The organism is Mesorhizobium sp. M0590 (assembly GCF_040320905.1).
Lineage (GTDB): Bacteria > Pseudomonadota > Alphaproteobacteria > Rhizobiales > Rhizobiaceae > Mesorhizobium.
Genome location: NZ_JAMYQN010000008.1, coordinates 35,441 through 52,172, shown reverse-complemented (window position 1 = coordinate 52,172; position 16,732 = coordinate 35,441). Strand labels below are relative to the sequence as shown.

The following is a 16,732-nucleotide window of genomic DNA, read 5'->3' as shown; positions in this document are numbered from 1 at the left end:
CTGCGAATTCGGCATCAACATCGGATCGTTCCGGCGCTCCCCGCGTTGGTGAAAACGCCACAAGGGAGGAACCGCCATGGACGACGATCGGCATGAAAAAATTCGGCAGCGAGCCTATGAAATCTGGGTGCGCGAGGGCCGCCCGCACGGCGCACATGAGCGTCATTGGCAGCAGGCGAAACATGAGCTTGACCTCGACGACGCGACAACGGTGCCGGCAGATGATGGCGCGGCCGAGCACGGTCCCACTGGAACGATCGCCAGTTCCGACGTTCTGACGGTCGAGGCACTGGCGATGCGCACCGGGATAACCGGTGATCAGGCGCAAGAGCTGATCGACAGGCTTGGCAACGACAGAGCGACGCTCGAGGAAGCCGCGCGGAACCTCAAGGCAGCCGAAGGTTAGCCGCTGGCCACCGTGTCGAAGACAGCTACCAGTTCGCGCTGCCGCGTCTTTTCGATGAAACCGGACCGCAGACCGTCGTCGCCTACTTCCTCGGCGGCCCCTTGCGCTCGGCCGATGCCGCCCAGAGGTTGATGTCCGACTCGCGGGCAAAGGTGTCGATCTCGGCGAGCTCGGCATCGCTGAAGTCGAGCGCCTTCAGCGCGCCGACGCAATCCTCGACCTGTTCCGGCCGGCTGGCGCCGATCAGCGCCGACGTCACCCTGCCCCGGCGCAGCACCCAGGCCAGCGCCATCTGCGCCAGCGTCTGGCCGCGGCGACGGGCGATGACGTTCAGCGCCTCGATATTGGCGACGGACTTGTCGTTGATGAATGCCGGGCGCAGCGACTTGCCCTGGCTGGCGCGGCTGCCATCGGGGATGCCGCCGAAATATTTGTCGGTCAGCATGCCTTGCGCCAGCGGCGAGAACACGATGGAGCCGACGCCAAGCCCCTCAAGCGTATCGAGCAGGCCGTCATCCTCGACCCAGCGGTTGAGCATCGAATAGCTCGGCTGATGGATCACGCAAGGCGTGCCGAGCTGCTTCAATATGTCGGCGGCCTCGCGTGTTCGCTGGGAATTGTAGGAGGAAATGCCGGCATAGAGCGCCTTGCCCGAGCGCACCGCATGATCGAGCGCGCTCATCGTCTCCTCCAGCGGGGTGTCAGGGTCGAAGCGGTGCGAATAGAAGATGTCGACATAGTCGAGCCCCATCCGCTTCAGGCTCTGGTCGAGGCTGGCCAGCACATATTTGCGGCCGCCCCATTCTCCATAAGGCCCTGCCCACATTTCGTAGCCGGCCTTGGTCGAGATGATCAGCTCGTCGCGATAGCCGGCAAAGTCCTTCCGCAGGATCTCGCCGAACGCCCGCTCCGCCGAGCCGGGCGGCGGGCCGTAATTGTTGGCGAGGTCGAAATGCGTGATGCCGAGGTCGAAGGCCTTGCGCGTAATCGCCTGCTTGGTTCTATGCGGCGTGTCGTCGCCGAAATTGTGCCACAGCCCAAGCGAGATCGCCGGCAGCTTCAAGCCGGAGCGCCCGCAGCGATTGTAGATCATCTTTTTGTAGCGGTTCTCGGCGGGGACATAGGGCATGGGAAATCCTCATATCTCATATCGAAACGCGCCCGACGGCTGCCGACGCGATGACGGGCAAGTCGGCTCCAGCCTCACCCTTAGCCTCTCCCCGCGCAAACGGGGAGAGGCTGTTGCGGTCCTTGGGAGGTGCGCCGCCTACTTCGTTTTCTTCTTCGCCAGCAGCTCCTTCGCCGCCTTGACGCCGAGTGCCGCGGGCCGCTCGCAGCTGGTCTGCATGGCAACGAACTTTCCGGTCTCGCCCGAGCGCAACAGGCCGGTCATGACGTCGACGGCATGCAGCGCCAGTTCCATCGAGCAGCGGTGCGGCCTGCCTTCGGTAATCGCTATCGCCATGTCGGCAAGGCCGGCGGTGCGGTAGTTGGCCATCATGCCTTGCGAATGCATCTCGTTGGGCACGCCGAACGGATGCGGCCATTTCGGCAGCTTCTTCACCGGTTTGGCGGCTTCGGTGTAGCGCACTTCGCCGCCGAAGAAGTTCGGATCCGGCACGAACACCGTGCCCGCCTCGCCATAGAGTTCCATCGGCGCGTGGCCATGGCTCCAGACATCCCAGCTGGTGTTGAGCGTCACCACGGCGCCGTTCTCGAATTCCAGCACGCCGTGGATCGTCGTCGGCGTGGAGACCGGGATCTTTTCGCCGGCGCGCGGCTTCGAGCTGATGATGCGTTCCGTCATCGGGATCGAAGCGAAGGCGGCGACCCGCTTCACCGCCCCGATCAGCTGGATCAGGTTGGTGATGTAATAGGGTCCGATGTCGAGCACCGGCCCGGCGCCCGGCTGGAAGAAGAAGTCCGGATTGGGGTGCCAGTGCTCCATGCCATGGCTCATCACATGACAGGTGCCGCTGGTGATCCTGCCGAGCCTGCCGGTGTCGATCAGGTCGCGGACAAGCTGGTGCGCGCCGCCGAGGAAGGTGTCGGGCGCCGAACCGATGCGCAGCCCCTTGCTTTCCGCCCGTTTTTTCAGGTCGAGCCCTTCCTTGACCGACAGCACGAAGGGCTTCTCCGAATAGACGTGCTTGCCGGCGTCGAGGATCTGCTTCGACACCTCGTAATGCACCGCCGGAATGGTCAGGTTGACGATGATGTCGATATCGTCGGCCTTGAGCAGCCCCTCGACGGTCTCGGCGCGCAGTTTGAACTCTTTTGCCCGCGCTTTCGCCGCTTCCATGTTGATGTCGGCGCAGGCGCGCATCTCGATGCCGCGAAACAGCGGCGCCAGCGAGAAATACGCCTTCGAGATGTTGCCGCAGCCGATAACGCCAATGCCAAGTTTTGTTGCCATGCTGGTGTGCTCCTAATAGGTCTTGGCGGCTGCGATCGAGCGGCGGGCGAAGCGCTCGATATCGTTGGGATTGTCCTGTTCCATGACGTAGTATTTTGCGGCGCTTTTGGCGCGCAGCGCCTTGATCAGGCCGGGCCAGTCGATGGTGCCGTGGCCGACATCCGACCAGCCGTCCTCGTCGAGGCCCTCGCCCGGCTTGGCCAAGTCCTTGACATGGACGGCGACGATGCGCTTGCCGTGCTTCTCGATCCAGGGCAGCGGATCGACGCCGCCGCGCACCACCCAGGCGACGTCCATCTCCCAGCCGATGTCGGGCGCGGAGGACAGGATATGGTCCTGCGGCACCGAGCCGTCGGCAAGCGCCTTGAACTCGAAATCATGGTTGTGCCAGGCAAAGCCATAGCCGGCTTTCCTGGCCGTCTCGCCGACCTTGGCCAGGCGTTCGCCGAAGCCGCGCCAGCCGGCTGTGTCGGCCGGTCTGAACTCGGCGTTCAGGAACGGGCAGATGAGCAGCGTGATGCCGAGCGCGTCGGCCGTCCTGCGCACGCCGTCGAAATCCTTCTCGAGCGCGTCGATCGAGAAATGCCCGGTCGGCATGGCAAGGCCGTTCTTGTCGAGTTCGGCCCGGAACGCCTTGGGATCGTCATAGACGCCGCCGAACCCTTCGACTTGGCTGTAACCAAGCTCCCCCAGCATCTTGAGCACGCCCTCCCAGGGCTGGAAATTGCGGGCGCTGTAAAGTTGGAATGACCAGTTCATCGTCTCTGTCCGTTTTCTTGTGGATGGTTAGTTTTGGGGGGATGAGTCTTGGGGGAGTGGAAGAGTCTTGGGGAGTGGGAGAGTCTTGGGAGGCTAAATCATGCTCTAGAGGCGGTTACCTGTGGCGGCGTCGAAAAGCGAGGCGCGCATCGGGTCGAAACCGATGCCGACCGCCTCGGCGTTGTTTGGCGTGCGCTCGGCTGTCACCCGCACCGTGAAATTCTGGCCGGCGAGCTTCAGCCAGACCAGCGTGTCGGAACCCATGGGCTCGACGACCTCGACATTTGCCGTGGCTGCGAACGGCCATCCCGTGCCGCTGTTGAACGCCACGTGCTCGGGGCGGATGCCGAACACGGCCGGCCCTGGCACCGGGTCCTTCTCGAAAGCATAGGTGGCAAGCGGTATCCGCACATCCTCGGCGACGAAGTGCCAGTCGCCTGCAGCTTGCTCCAGTCTGCCGTCGAGGAAGTTCATTGCCGGCGAGCCGAGGAAGCCGGCGACAAACCGGTTGACCGGCCGGTTATAGATGGTCTGCGGCGCATCGAGCTGCTGGATGACGCCGCCCTTCATCACCGCGATACGGTCGGCCAGCGTCATCGCCTCGATCTGGTCGTGGGTGACGTAGATCATGGTGTTCTCGAGCTTGCGATGCAGCAGCTTGATTTCGACGCGCAATTCCGCGCGCAGCTTGGCGTCGAGGTTGGAGAGCGGTTCGTCGAACAGAAAGACATCGACGTCACGCACAAGTGCGCGCCCGATCGCCACGCGCTGGCGCTGGCCGCCGGACAGCGCCGCCGGCTTGCGATGCAAAAGCGGTTCGATCTGCAGGATCTCGGCGGCCCGGGCGATGCGCTTGGCGATCTCGTCCTTGGCGAGGCCGGCAACGCGCAGCCCGAACGACAGGTTCTTCTCCACCGTCATCTGCGGATAGAGCGCGTAGGACTGGAACACCATGCCGATGCCGCGATCCTTGGGCTCTTCCCAGGTGACGTTCTTGCCCTTGATGAAGATGCGGCCTTCGGAAACGTCGAGCAGCCCGGCAATGCAGTTGAGCAAGGTCGACTTGCCGCAGCCGGACGGGCCGAGCAGCACGATGAATTCGCCTTCGGCAACATCGAGGTTGAGCGTCTGCAGCACCGATATCGCACCGAAATTCAGCGACAGGTTCTGGATCGAGACGCTGGTGCCGTTTGCCGCAATGCTGCCGTTTGCGTTCATCGCCATCATCCTTTCACCGCGCCGGCGGCGATGCCGCGCACAAACAATTTTCCGGACAGGAAATAGACGATCAGCGGCACCAGGCCGGTCAGGATGGTGGCTGCCATGTTGACGTTGTATTCCTTCACGCCTTGCACCGAGTTGACGATGTTGTTGAGCTGCACCGTCATCGGATAGGTGTCGGGGCGGGTGTAGACGACGCCGAACAGGAAGTCGTTCCAGATGCCGGTCACCTGCAGGATGATGGCGACGACGAAGATCGGCAGCGACATCGGCAGCATGATGCGGAAATAAATGCCCCAGAAGCCGGCGCCGTCGACACGCGCTGCCCGGAACAGCTCCTCCGGCATGGAGGTAAAGTAGTTGCGGAACAACAGTGTGAGGATCGGCATGCCGAAGATGGAATGGACGATCACCAGGCCGCTGAGGCTGCCGTAAAGGCCGACTTCGCGCAGGATGATGACGATCGGATAGATCATCACCTGATAGGGGATGAAGGCGCCGACGATCAGGATGATGAAGAAGGTGTCAGCACCTTTGAAGCGCCAGTTGGCAAGCGCATAGCCGTTCACCGAGGCGAGCGCGATCGACAAGATCACCGACGGGATGGTGATGCGCACCGAATTCCAGAAGCCACGCGACAGCCCGTCGCAGTTGAGCCCGGTGCAGGCGCTCGACCAGGCCTTGACCCAGGGCTCGAAGGTGATCTCCATCGGCGGCGAGAAGATGTTGCCGAGGCGTATCTCGGGCATGCCCTTGAGCGATGTCACCACCATCACGTAGAGCGGCAAAAGATAGTAGAGCGCCACCACGATGAGCGTGCCGTAAAGGAAGATGTTGCGGCGCGAGAACATATGCCGCGGCTTCGGCCCGCTCGGCCCGTAGGCTTCGAGCCCGCCGGCGCCGGCAATAGCGGGCAATGAAACGGTATGGTCAGACACGCTTCTTGCCTCCGAACTCGAGATAGGCCCACGGCACGATGACAATGATCACCGACACCAGCATCATCGTCGAAGCGGCGAACCCTTGGCCGAGGTTCTGGGCAAAGAACATGTAGTCATAGACATATTTGGCCGGGACTTCGGAGGCGATGCCGGGTCCGCCGCTGGTCTGGGCGACGACAAGGTCATAGATCTTGACGATACCGGCAGCGATGATGACGAGCGTGGTGATAAACACCGGCCGCATCATCGGTATGATGATGAACAGATAGGTCTTCCAGGTCGGTATCCCGTCGACCCGCGCGGCCTTCCAGATATCCTCGTCGATGCCGCGCAGGCCGGCCAGCATCAGGCACATGATGAGCCCGGTGCCTTGCCAGAGAGCGGCGATCAATATGCCGTAGATGACGATGCTGGAATCATAGAGCGGATTGAAGCTGAAGCTCTCCCAGCCGAGGCTGCGCACCACTGCCTGGACACCGAACTCGGGGTTGAGCAACCACTGCCAGACGAGGCCGGTGACGATGAAGGAGAGGGCGAAGGGATAGAGGAAGATGGTCCGGAACGTGTCTTCGAACCGGATCTTCTGGTCGAGCAGGGCGGCAAGCAGGAAGCCGATCACCAGCGAGAACAGCAGTGACAGCACGCCGTAGATCAGCAGGTTCTCGATCGAGACCAGCCAGCGCGGCACCGACCACAGCCGGTAGTACTGGTCGAGCCCGACGAAATTCAGCCGTGGCAGGAGCTTCGAACTGGTGAAGGAATAAAGCACCGTCCACGCGCTGCCGCCGACAAAGATCACCAGCGCGGTGAGGATCATTGGGATCGAGGCGATCTTCGCATTGAGGTTGCGAAAGAGTTGGCTAGGGCGTTCGCTCTTGCTCATCTGCACAGCCGCGCTGGATCGGGTAAGGGCCGGAGGGTCAAGAGGCCTTGACCCGAGCTCCCGACCCTGCGTTTGCAGGGGCGGGAGTGAGGCGGTCGGTCGATCGCTCAATCGGCCGAACTGACAATGGCGGCGAAGCGCTTCTGCGCATCTTCCACGGTCATGTCCTGCTTGGCGAAGAACTCGGAGAAAAGATCCTCCTTCTGCTTCTGCGTATCCTGCGAAAGCAGCTGGTCGGTCCAGGGCATGACATTGCCCTTGGCGAGAATTTCGAGCCCCTTCTTCATGCAGTCGTTCGCCGCCTTGAGGTCGACGTCGCCGCGCACCGGCAGCGAGCCTTTCTTGAGATTGAAGGCGACCTGCGTCTTGGGATCGAGCAGCGTGTGGGCCAGCACTTCCTGTGCCTTCGATTTTTCGGGATCCTTCAGCAGCGGGAAGTAGAAAGCGTCGCCGCCGGTGGCGATGACCTCGTTGAGACCGAGGCCCGGAAGGCAAGTATAGTCCTTGCCGGCGGTCTGGCCGGCAACCTGGAACTCGCCCTGCGCCCAGTCACCCATGATCTGGCCGCCCGCCTTGCCGGTGATGACCAGATTGGTGGCCTGGTTCCAGTCCTGCACATTGGTGTTCTTGGCCATCTTGCGGGCATCGTCCGCGGCCTTGAAGACCTTGGCGACCTCGGGCCCGGCAGCGAATTCCGCGTCCTTGTCCTTGTAGACCTTGAGGAAGGCGTCGGTGCCGCCGACCGCCGCAAGCAGCACGTCGAAAGCGCCGGAGGCCTGCCAGGGCTGGCCGCCGACCGCGAGCGGCTGGATGCCTGCTTTTTCAAGCGCGGGCGCCGCAGCGACATATTCATTCCAGTTCTTCGGCACCGGCACGCCGGCTTTTTCGAAGGCCGCGTTCGACAGCCACAGCCACTGCCAGGAGTGGATGTTGACGGGCACGCAATAGATCTTGCCGTCGAGGGTACAGCCGTCGAGCAGGCTCTTCGGCTGCACGATTTCCGTCCACTTTTCCTTGGTGGCGAGATCGGTGAGGTCGCGCATCAGCCCGGCCTGCACCAATTCTTCCGCCTGCCGGCCGTGATTGAACTGGGTCGCGCCCATCGGGTCGCCGCCGGTGATGCGGCTGATCATGATCGGCCGCGCCGTGCCGCCGGAGCCGGCGATGGCGCCGTCAACCCAGTGATTGCCGGTTGCGTCGAAAGCCTTGGCGAGTTCGGCGACCGCTGCCGCCTCGCCGCCGGAGGTCCACCAATGGGTGACTTCCAGATCCGTCGCGGCCGCCGGGCCGGCAAATTGCAGCGCGACCGTCGCAGCCAGCGCAGCAGTCATGAGTTGGTATCGCATTTCGTTCCTCCCAGAATCTGAAACGTTACAGATTTTCGATACGGCAATTGCTTGAGGCGCGCAACCCCTCAGGCGAAGGTGGCATCAAGTTTTTTCGAAGCGCGAATAAAATCGCGCGGCTCGCCGGCCTGCCGCATCGCAACAAGAGGGGTTGCACTGCAAAATGGAATGCTGCGACGCCAAAAAATCGGAAAAGCCCGTTCGAATCACGGTTTTGCACCGACTGCAGCACCGCTCGTTCTGCATCTGTCACCAGTGATATGGCGATGGTCGTGACAATCTGTAACGTTTCAGTATATAGCGGTTTCATTCGGTGAGAGCCCGCGGCGAACCCGCGGCCGGCCGATTGCCGGCCTGTCCGGCAACTGTTATGCGCCTGACGGGGCGGGATGAATGAACAGGCATCAAAAAGAGAAGGCCGACGAAGCGTCGGGCCAGGGCCGGCCGACACTGAAGACGCTCGCCTTCATGACCGGGCTGGGCGTCACCACCGTGTCGCGCGCGCTGAAGGATGCGCCCGAGATCGGCGCCGAGACCAGGCGGCGCGTCCAGCTTGTCGCCAAGCAGATCGGTTATCGGCCCAACCGTGCCGGCGTCCGCCTGCGCACCGGCAAGACCAATGTCATCAGCCTGGTGCTCAACACCGAGCACGAGATCATGAGCTTTGTCTCGGATATCATCTACGGCGTTTCCGAAGTCATTGCCGACACGCCCTACCATTTGATCGTGACACCCTACTCGCGCTCCCAGGATCCCCTCGACCCGATCCGCTACCTCGTGGAAACCGGTTCAGCCGACGGCGTCATCATTTCGCGCACGCAGCCGAACGATCCGAGGGCCCGTTATATGCTGGAGCGCGGCATCCCCTTTGCCACGCATGGCCGCACCGATATGGGGCTGATCCATCCCTACCATGATTTCGACAATTACGCTTTCGCAGCCGAGGCAGTGCGCCATCTGGCCGGCCTCGGCCGCCGCCGCCTGGCTCTGTTGGCGCCGCCGGTCGAGCTGACCTATCACGGCCATACGCTCGCAGGCTTTGCCGATGCGCTGAGCGAGGTCGGCGCCAGCGAGATTCCGTTCAACACCGTTTCGATCGATCATTCGATCGAGCAGATCAGAATGCGGACCGCGCAGCTGATGCGCCGCGAAAGCCGCCCGGATGGTTTCATCAGCAGCGCCGCCGCCGCGACGCTCGCCATCGTCGCCGGCATCGAAGACGCCGGCCTCAAGCTTGGCCGCGATGTCGATGTGGTGTCCAAACAATCGTCGGAGCTTCTGCACCTGTTTCGCAGCGAATTGCTGGTCGTCAACGAGAACTTCCGGCTGGCCGGCGCCGAACTCGCCCGCTCGGTGCTGGGCTGGATCGGCGGCGCCGCCCCCGGCTCCTTGCAAAGCCTGAGCGAACCGGGCGAAGTCCAGGCCTATCGCCGCCCGGCGTGAGCGGGACATGTTCAAAGTGAACTGGGCATCCCGCTCTATCTGTTTGTCTTAGCCGCATTCTTCCACTTGGCTGGAAAATGCGCTGCTGACTGGCAGCCTTTGGCCGGAAGCGAATGGTCCGGTCCGGGCTGACTGCACCGGAGAGCCGACATTCGCCCGCCGACCTCATCTCCGGCGTGGAATCACAGCCAAGCTTAGCACATCTGGATGGTGCAGATAAGTCGGATGAGCACGGCAGCCTTGGATCAATGACCGCGTCTCGTCGCAGACGTCCCAGATACCCTACTGTTAGGCGCGACCCCACCCGCTTGAACTAACGCCGGATTTACCCGGCTACCGCCCAAAGTTGCCTGACGGGATATCCAGAGAACCATTTTACTAACATTGGGGACAAGTTTCGGATGTCGATTGCTCGTCAGTGCCCCATATTCTACTTTTGTTCTCATGGAAAAATTCTTGGCACAGGGGCTTGTACGATGAGCGGGCGGGGCACGTCCGGAGGGGTGGTTTTTCAGGCCGAGGTGGGTGCGTACGTGGCTGGGCTGCTGCTGGCCGAACGCCCGGTCTCACGTATGGCAGGTGGGCTTCCTGGAGTGCCACGTACTATTCGATTTGAGACGCCCACGGCCGTGGATGATCTTTTAATCGAGACTGATCGTGGCGAGATTTATGTACAGGCCAAACGCACGATTAGCCTGTCATCAAATCCTGGGAGTGAGCTGGCGTCAGCCGCCGACCAATTCGTGCGACAGTTTCGCGATGGCATAATCGACGGCGGAGTGCGTAGGGATTTTGATCCGTCGCGTGATCGCTTGGTTCTCGCCGTTGGGTCGACGACCGCAGCTACGGTTGCGAACAATCTACGCGAAGCACTCGATCGGAACCGTACCGGCGCCGCAACCGCCATGCCAAATAGCCTGGGCTCAGCGCTAAGGACCTTCTCTGGGCTGATCGATGCCGCATGGAACACTCACGCCGGTATCGGGATCAAACCCGCCGAACGACAGTCTATTTTGGCGTGTTGTTCTGTAGTCGTCGTGGGTGACGGGCAACGCCAGACTGTCGAAGATGGATTGCGCGATGTTGTAGCAGTTGTAGGGGATGAAGCCGCCCTGCTTGAGGCACTAATTTCGTGGGCCGCGACTGCGTCCGGTAACGGAACGGGCGGAGATGCAGCAGCGATCCGTCTGGCGCTAGCTGGCAAAGCTCGCCTGGTCGAGCCGCCAAGCTATCGCGACGATGTACAGCGCTTGAACACCTATAGCGCAGGCGTCATGGGGCGTCTCGAGCGTTTCACACAAATAACGAGCCCGGAGGGTCACTTCACCATTGCTAGACCCGTGACGGCACTGACCGTCCAGGCGGCGCGGGGAGGCTTACTCGCCATCACCGGTGAACCGGGTTCAGGCAAGTCAGCCATCGTTCGCGAAGTAGCGCAAGAGCTTGCGAAGGAAGCTACCGTTGTTGTCCTTACAGTAGAGGCAGTATCTATTTCGGCCGACGCCCTGCGGATTGATATTGGCCTTCAACACTCGCTGATCGATGTACTCGCTCAGATGCCCGGCGACAGACCGGCATATCTCGTGCTTGACGCACTTGATGCCGCACGCGGAGGATTGGCCGAAGCCACCTACAAACGTCTCGTGGAAGAAGTGTCCACCCTTCCGGGTTGGCATGTCATTGCATCGGTCAGAACATTCGATCTCCGTCTTGGCAGGGAGTGGCGACGGCTTTTCGCTGGAACTGCTCCACAAGCGGCTTATGCCAATCCGAATTTTTCCGCCGTCCGACACATCCATATTGGACTCCTTTCGGATGTTGAAAAGGCGGATGTCGCTGTCAAATCGCCAATCCTTGCGTCTGCGATCGAGGCAGGCGGACCAAAGATGGAAGGCCTGGCCCGCAACCCTTTCAATCTTGCCCTCCTTGGCGACCTGCTGCACAGCGGTGTGGCCGCAAGTACATTGTCTTCGGTAGCGACGCGAGGAGAACTGCTGGAGCGATATTGGGATGAACGGATCAGCGAGTTTGGCCTTCCGGCCGTCACAAGTCTAAAGACCGTAGTGACGCGCATGCTCACCGCTCGGTCGATCGATCTCCCAGAAACAGACGTTCCTGATACAGCGGCGAAAGCTGTTGACGATCTTCAACGTGTTGGCGTTTTAGTTACAGAGCAGACACGCCGCATCGGCTTCCGGCATCACGTCCTATTCGACTATGCCGTCGCGCGATTGATCTTGTTGCCAGACCGCGTAGCGGCATTAGAATTTTTGAGCCGGGCGAGCGGCGCAGGCCTCCTAGTCACTCCATCGCTAGGGTACTGGCTTGAAGCTCTGAAGGCTACATTTAGCGCGGAGGAATATTGGTCTTTTGTCGTATCGCTAATTGGCGATGATGCTATCGATCCAATCGTTCGTATCGAAGTCGCCCGCCTGCCCGTCGAGTCGGTTCACAATGGCGACGACCTCACGCCATTGGCGGATGCCCTCACGAAAGTCGATCCGTCAAAGAATCGGGCATTTCAGCACATCGTCGGCTCGCTGATGACGAAGTCGCAGCTCAAGCAGCCGATAGCGGTGGATGCTTGGGCTACACTTTTAGAGGCGCTTGGTGATCCCAATCCCGAACAGCTCGGTAGTTTTCGAGCATTGATTGGAATGCTGATCGAAGACAACCCGAGCCCCGAAGCGCTGAGGTCCTTGGGTAAGGCGTCTCGTGTGCTGTTCGACGCCATGTCGACAGATGAGAGCCGTATCCGATGGCTTGCATCACACGTTGTGCCGTTCGTCGCGAAGACCATAGGAACAGACCCAGGTGCCTCGCGGAAGAGGTTGGATCAGATATTCTCGCAGCCGCGGTTTTCAAAACTTGGCTTTATCGAGGTGCCGTGGCTGGCGCGCGAAAGTCTGAGTCTCGCGGAGCATGACGAAGAGTTTGTTGTTCAGCTTTTTTATCGAGTTTTTCGTGGAGGAGAGTTTAGTAGAGACCAAGTCACCTCAATGTCTGGCAGTTGGATACTCTCGCTCACGTCTAATGCCGCCCAAGATTTTGCGATGTCGACACATTCGCTCGCTAGCGATTTTCCTCAGTTACTGTTGCGATATCCACGGATCGCTTTACGTGCCTTCGCTGCCGCAATCCGAGGTGAGCGCGAAAGGTCACATCCTGCCAGGGAAAGCCAGGAGGTTCAAAGGGTCTCGATTGCCGGTGTAGAGAGGGAGTTCGAGCAGGACTACAGCCATATATGGGCGTGGAACGCAGACGATAGGGAACATGACGACTACGCGAAGCTCTACCGCGCGGTAAGTGCATGGGGAGCGACGGCTGACGACCAGGCGCTTTTGACGCAAGTGCCTGAACTGATTCTGAGTGAAACAGGCATTGGTCTAGCGTGGCGATCAGTTTTCGAGATCGCAGCATCCAAGCCCGATATCCTTGGGAGGGAGATTTGGAAAACGGCAGCCAGTGTGCCGATGCTTAAATCGCTTGATACCCGCCGGAGCGCTATCTCCGCGATAGCTGCGACGTTCCCACATCTGTCATCAGACGAACGTGCCCAAGCTGAGACTGATTGGCTTCAGCTTAATTTCGCTGAGTTCTCGCGGCCTGACGAAGTGCGCGTTGAGATTGTTGGAACGCTATTTGAAACGATAGGCGAGTCCCAACTCGTCACCGAAACAGCACGGGCATTCCTACGTGATGCCAAGACGGGTGGCAGCATATTTGAAAACGGCAAGCCTCTCGAATTCAACTCTGGTTGGACGGCATCTGACCGGCATTGGCTTGAACGGGAAGGGATAGACGTTAAGGCGCATGATGTCGCACCATTATTAGCCCTGGTTAGCGATCTGCGATCCGCCCGCGATGCCTTTAAGGCAGAGGAGACGCTGGATCGAGGAGCATTCTTGTGGAACTCAACTTTGGCCCTTGGCGACGCAGTCGCTCAAGCTGGTCCAATGGGGGCTGCGCTTGATCAGGAGATGTCAGATGCGCTGGCAGAAGGACTTGGGATTGCCTTATCTAAGGGACTCGTACCTACGGAGAAGCGTGATGCCGCGCTCGGGTGGTTGCTGGAACTGACACATCACAGCGATCCCGAGTTGAAGGACGAAACCGAGGAAAGATTCGCAGATTTTCCGTCATGGGGATCACCATCGCCAAGAATCGAAGCCGCTCAAGCATTAGCGATCCTCGCCACTCAATCCGAGTTTTGGCCATTAGTTAGAGAGCGCTATCAAGATATACTCCTAAATGACCCTCATCCGGCTGTCCGCTTTCAGCTTGTTCGCGTCCTTCCTTGGATCGAACAAATAGCCGAAGAGGAGATGTGGACTCTTGCGGAAAAATTTCTGAAGAAAGAAAAGAACGCTACAAATTTGAAACAGGCAATCGCCTCTCTTTCGAGACTAGCTGGCCGAAACCCCGAACGGTTGGAAGCGTTGGCTATTCCCGTTGCGGACGTGAGGTTTCCAAAGAAAGGGGACGATCCGCTGACAGGGCTCATCGTTTTTTTTGCAGTTAACAAAGAACTCCCCACATCTAAGGCACTGCTGTTCGATTGGACGCAAAATTATAAAGAGCAAGAAGAGCGTCTTCAGTCGGCTCTATTTGATATCCGCAATGGGCTGATCATTGGTTTTGATGATGAGGACCCGGAAAAAGTGACACTACGCCGGAGAACTCAAGATTTTCTCTGGATTCTAATCGCTGCTCTCGAACCAGCGGTGAAATCGTGGCCTTCGTCGGGTAATGAGCCAACTCCAGAAGAAGTTTCTGCCCTTAAATTGTTTAATGAAATTGCTGACCAAATCTACTATGCGGTAGGTCATGATGAGATCTCTCCTGAGCTTGCCGGTGTCGACGCCAAACGCAGGTTCCTCAAGGAGTATGCGCCGTTTATCTCGAAACTGACGACGCTAGGCACTCCAGGGTCAGTTCACCATCTCTTGTCAGTCCTAAGCTTTCTCATGGAGGTCGATCCCGAACAATGCTTTGATTTAATTAGCGAGGCGATGTTAAGGACCACTGGAGTTGCTCGCTACGAACACGAAAGCATGGGTGCCACTCTTTTTGTGAAGCTTATCGGATGGTATCTGGCGGATTATCGTAGCGTTTTTGAAGACGAAGTAAGGCGACGGAAGCTAGTTGATTGCCTTGCTCTCTTTGTTGAAGCGGGTTGGCCGGAGGCACGGCGTCTTTTTCAAAGCTTACCTGAGCTTCTTCAGTAGGATTGCTGGTTTTCCGTACTATTTGCACAGACCGGCTCTCATCTGGCGTAGAGGTGAGCCGACAGCCAGCGCACGACCCGCCCGCGACCCGCAACATGGTGACCGGTGATGTCGGCTTTCAGGAAACAGCAAAGTTGATCTGGATGTCCGTTATGAGGCGCAGTCCCGACGTCCAGATGGCGAACCGCCGGACCGGCCCGAGAACTCCCAACGGCGCGCTTGAGATCACCCGCGCGCGGCTCTACTGGTCCGAAAACCTCACGCTCACGCCGCGCTGCCGAAAATAGGCCTGCATCAACTTGCGCCCCGAGCGGTTGTTCTGCGCCAACTTGGTCGGATCGAACACCGCCTGTTTTATCCCTTCTCGAGTCAGCGCCGCTTTAAGCGTCGCGATATGTGCGTCGATGTCGGCATTGTCCGCCCGCAGCGAGGCATAGATAGTTTCGGTCGCCTGGGCCACGGTCGGTTCGCTCACAGGTGTCGTCCCTTGGTTGGTCGAGCGGCGGCTTACCACAGATTCGCGGCTCCGCCGATACCGATGAGACCGTCAATCGTCTCTACCGGCATAGCAGGTTCCTGGCGCGACCCGACACTCAGTTGGTCGCTGGAGATGTCTGCTTTCTGGCAACCGCAAAATTGGACTCTAGGTCCAAGTCGCGGCGCTAACCCGCCGCGCCACTCCCCCAGGGCCCATGGAAAGCGCCCTGCCCATCGATGCGCTCGAAGCCGTGCGCGCCGAAGAAATCGCGCTGCGCCTGGATCAGGTTCGAAGTGCCGCGGCCCTGCCGGTAACTGTCGAAATAGGCAAGTGCAGACGACAGGGCCGGCACGGGCGAGCCGGCTTCGGCCGCCCTTGCGACGACACGGCGAAGCGACGGCTGTGCCTCCTGCATCAATGAAACGAAAGCCGGCGCCATCAACAGGTTGGTGGCCGCGCCGCCGGCGCCGAAGGCCTCCGCCATCGTATCCAGCAATTGCGAGCGGATGATGCAGCCGGCCCGCCAGATCTTGGCGATGACCGGCATCGGCAGGTTCCAGTTGAATTCCTTCGACGCGCCGCTCATCACCGCGAATCCTTGCGCGTAGGCGGCGATCTTGCCGGCAAACAGCGCCAGCTCGAGATCGGCGAGCAGGGCGTCCCTGTCTCCGGAAATCTTGCTCACGCCGCCGCCATAGACCTTTTCGGCGGCAAGCCGCTCGTCCTTGATCGACGACAGTACGCGTGCCGCCACAGCCGCCTCGATTGCGGTGGCCGGGATGCCGAGCTGCTGCGCCTCGATCACCGACCATTTGCCGGTGCCTTTCTGGCCGGCGCGGTCGAGGATGATGTCGACCACCGGTTTGCCGGTCTTGGGGTCGTCGGCGGCCAGCACCTTGGCGGTGATCTCGATCAGGTACGAATTGAGCCTGCCCGTGTTCCACTGGGAAAACACCTCAGCGATCTCTTTCGGCCCCATGCCGAGCCCGTCGCGCAATATGCCGTAGATCTCGGCGATCATCTGCATGTCGGCATATTCGATGCCGTTGTGGATGGTCTTGACGAAATGGCCGGCGCCGTCGGTGCCAAGCCACGCCGCGCAAGGCTCGCCCTTGAACTTGGCCGAGATCGCGGTCAGCACCTTTTCGACGCGCTTCCAGGACTCTTCGGTGCCGCCGACCATGATAGAGGGACCGTGGCGTGCGCCCTCCTCGCCGCCGGACACGCCCATGCCGATGAAGGTCAGGCCCGAATCGGTAAGCTCGGAGAAGCGCCGCATCGTATCGCGGAAATTGGCATTGCCGGCGTCGATGACGATGTCGTTGGCCGACAGCACGCCGCGCAATGCCGCGATCTGCTCGTCGACCGGCTTGCCGGCCAGCACCATGATGATGATCGGCCGCGGCGGCCGGATCGCGGCGGCCAGTTCTTCGAGGCTGTAGCAGGGCACCACCCTATCCCGAAGCGCGCCGGCATTTTCGACAAAGGCATCGGTGCGCGCCGCGGTGCGATTGAAGACGGCGATGCGGTGCCCCTTCTCGGCGATATTGAGCGCCAGGTTGGAGCCCATCGTGCCAAGGCCGATCAGGCCGATTTCGGCTTTTTCCATCG

General features: G+C 60.3%; 12 protein-coding genes. 3 read left to right on the top strand and 9 right to left on the bottom strand.

Going from position 1 to position 16,732, the window contains the following annotated elements; translation table 11 throughout:
• Nucleotides 1–76 precede the first annotated feature (76 nt).
• Nucleotides 77–406, top strand: a complete 330-nt coding sequence (locus tag NKI52_RS15165; RefSeq protein ID WP_352577436.1) for a DUF2934 domain-containing protein — start codon at nt 77–79, stop codon at nt 404–406.
• A gap of 82 nt (nt 407–488) precedes the next feature.
• Here the strand turns inward: NKI52_RS15165 and mgrA are convergent, their stop codons facing one another.
• From mgrA to NKI52_RS15130, 7 genes are all read right to left on the bottom strand, one after another.
• Nucleotides 489–1,535 carry an L-glyceraldehyde 3-phosphate reductase gene (gene mgrA / locus NKI52_RS15160; RefSeq protein WP_352698473.1) on the bottom strand — a complete coding sequence of 349 codons (1,047 nt, stop codon included), beginning with the start codon at nt 1,533–1,535 and terminating at the stop codon, nt 489–491.
• Between the two features lie 138 nt (nt 1,536–1,673).
• The gene (locus NKI52_RS15155) at nt 1,674–2,822 is read right to left on the bottom strand and encodes a Gfo/Idh/MocA family protein (RefSeq protein WP_352698471.1); all 1,149 of its coding nucleotides are present in this window, start codon (nt 2,820–2,822) and stop codon (nt 1,674–1,676) included.
• Between the two features lie 12 nt (nt 2,823–2,834).
• Entirely contained in the window at nt 2,835–3,581 is a 747-nt protein-coding gene (locus tag NKI52_RS15150) for a sugar phosphate isomerase/epimerase family protein (RefSeq protein ID WP_023675224.1), read from the bottom strand.
• Between the two features lie 105 nt (nt 3,582–3,686).
• Nucleotides 3,687–4,799 carry an ABC transporter ATP-binding protein gene (locus NKI52_RS15145; RefSeq protein WP_352448362.1) on the bottom strand — a complete coding sequence of 371 codons (1,113 nt, stop codon included), beginning with the start codon at nt 4,797–4,799 and terminating at the stop codon, nt 3,687–3,689.
• A 5-nt stretch (nt 4,800–4,804) separates the two neighbouring features.
• Nucleotides 4,805–5,740: a carbohydrate ABC transporter permease gene (locus NKI52_RS15140; protein ID WP_352620230.1), complete on the bottom strand. Its 936-nt coding sequence runs from the start codon at nt 5,738–5,740 to the stop codon at nt 4,805–4,807.
• On the bottom strand, nt 5,733–6,626 hold the full coding sequence (locus NKI52_RS15135) for a carbohydrate ABC transporter permease (RefSeq protein ID WP_352698469.1): 894 nt from the start codon (nt 6,624–6,626) through the stop codon (nt 5,733–5,735). Before NKI52_RS15135 ends, NKI52_RS15140 begins: the two co-directional genes overlap by 8 nt.
• 107 nt (nt 6,627–6,733) lie before the next feature.
• A complete protein-coding gene (locus tag NKI52_RS15130; RefSeq protein WP_352698467.1) occupies nt 6,734–7,972 on the bottom strand; it encodes an ABC transporter substrate-binding protein in 1,239 nt (412 codons plus the stop codon).
• 393 nt (nt 7,973–8,365) lie between these two features.
• On the opposite strand from NKI52_RS15130, the gene NKI52_RS15125 reads away from it, so the two are divergent.
• A complete protein-coding gene (locus NKI52_RS15125) occupies nt 8,366–9,415 on the top strand; it encodes a LacI family transcriptional regulator (protein WP_352539436.1) in 1,050 nt (349 codons plus the stop codon).
• Nucleotides 9,416–9,948: 533 nt separating this feature from the next.
• Nucleotides 9,949–14,643 carry an NACHT domain-containing protein gene (locus NKI52_RS15120; RefSeq protein WP_352698465.1) on the top strand — a complete coding sequence of 1,565 codons (4,695 nt, stop codon included), beginning with the start codon at nt 9,949–9,951 and terminating at the stop codon, nt 14,641–14,643.
• A gap of 241 nt (nt 14,644–14,884) precedes the next feature.
• Here NKI52_RS15120 and NKI52_RS15115 read toward each other — a convergent pair whose 3' ends face one another.
• On the bottom strand, nt 14,885–15,118 hold the full coding sequence (locus tag NKI52_RS15115) for a hypothetical protein (RefSeq protein WP_352698463.1): 234 nt from the start codon (nt 15,116–15,118) through the stop codon (nt 14,885–14,887).
• 187 nt (nt 15,119–15,305) lie between these two features.
• Nucleotides 15,306–16,730, bottom strand: coding sequence for an NADP-dependent phosphogluconate dehydrogenase (gene gnd / locus NKI52_RS15110; protein WP_352698461.1), 1,425 nt, complete (start codon nt 16,728–16,730; stop codon nt 15,306–15,308).
• Nucleotides 16,731–16,732: the final 2 nt, after the last annotated feature.

Excerpts from the sequence above, each read along its gene's own strand:
- NKI52_RS15165 (WP_352577436.1), top strand. The coding sequence starts at position 77 with ATGGACGACGATCGGCATGAAAAAATTCGGCAGCGAGCCTATGAAATC.
- mgrA (WP_352698473.1), bottom strand. The coding sequence starts at position 1,535 with ATGCCCTATGTCCCCGCCGAGAACCGCTACAAAAAGATGATCTACAAT.
- NKI52_RS15155 (WP_352698471.1), bottom strand. The coding sequence starts at position 2,822 with ATGGCAACAAAACTTGGCATTGGCGTTATCGGCTGCGGCAACATCTCG.
- NKI52_RS15150 (WP_023675224.1), bottom strand. The coding sequence starts at position 3,581 with ATGAACTGGTCATTCCAACTTTACAGCGCCCGCAATTTCCAGCCCTGG.
- NKI52_RS15145 (WP_352448362.1), bottom strand. The coding sequence starts at position 4,799 with ATGAACGCAAACGGCAGCATTGCGGCAAACGGCACCAGCGTCTCGATC.
- NKI52_RS15135 (WP_352698469.1), bottom strand. The coding sequence starts at position 6,626 with ATGAGCAAGAGCGAACGCCCTAGCCAACTCTTTCGCAACCTCAATGCG.
- NKI52_RS15130 (WP_352698467.1), bottom strand. The coding sequence starts at position 7,972 with ATGCGATACCAACTCATGACTGCTGCGCTGGCTGCGACGGTCGCGCTG.
- NKI52_RS15125 (WP_352539436.1), top strand. The coding sequence starts at position 8,366 with ATGAACAGGCATCAAAAAGAGAAGGCCGACGAAGCGTCGGGCCAGGGC.
- gnd (WP_352698461.1), bottom strand. The coding sequence starts at position 16,730 with ATGGAAAAAGCCGAAATCGGCCTGATCGGCCTTGGCACGATGGGCTCC.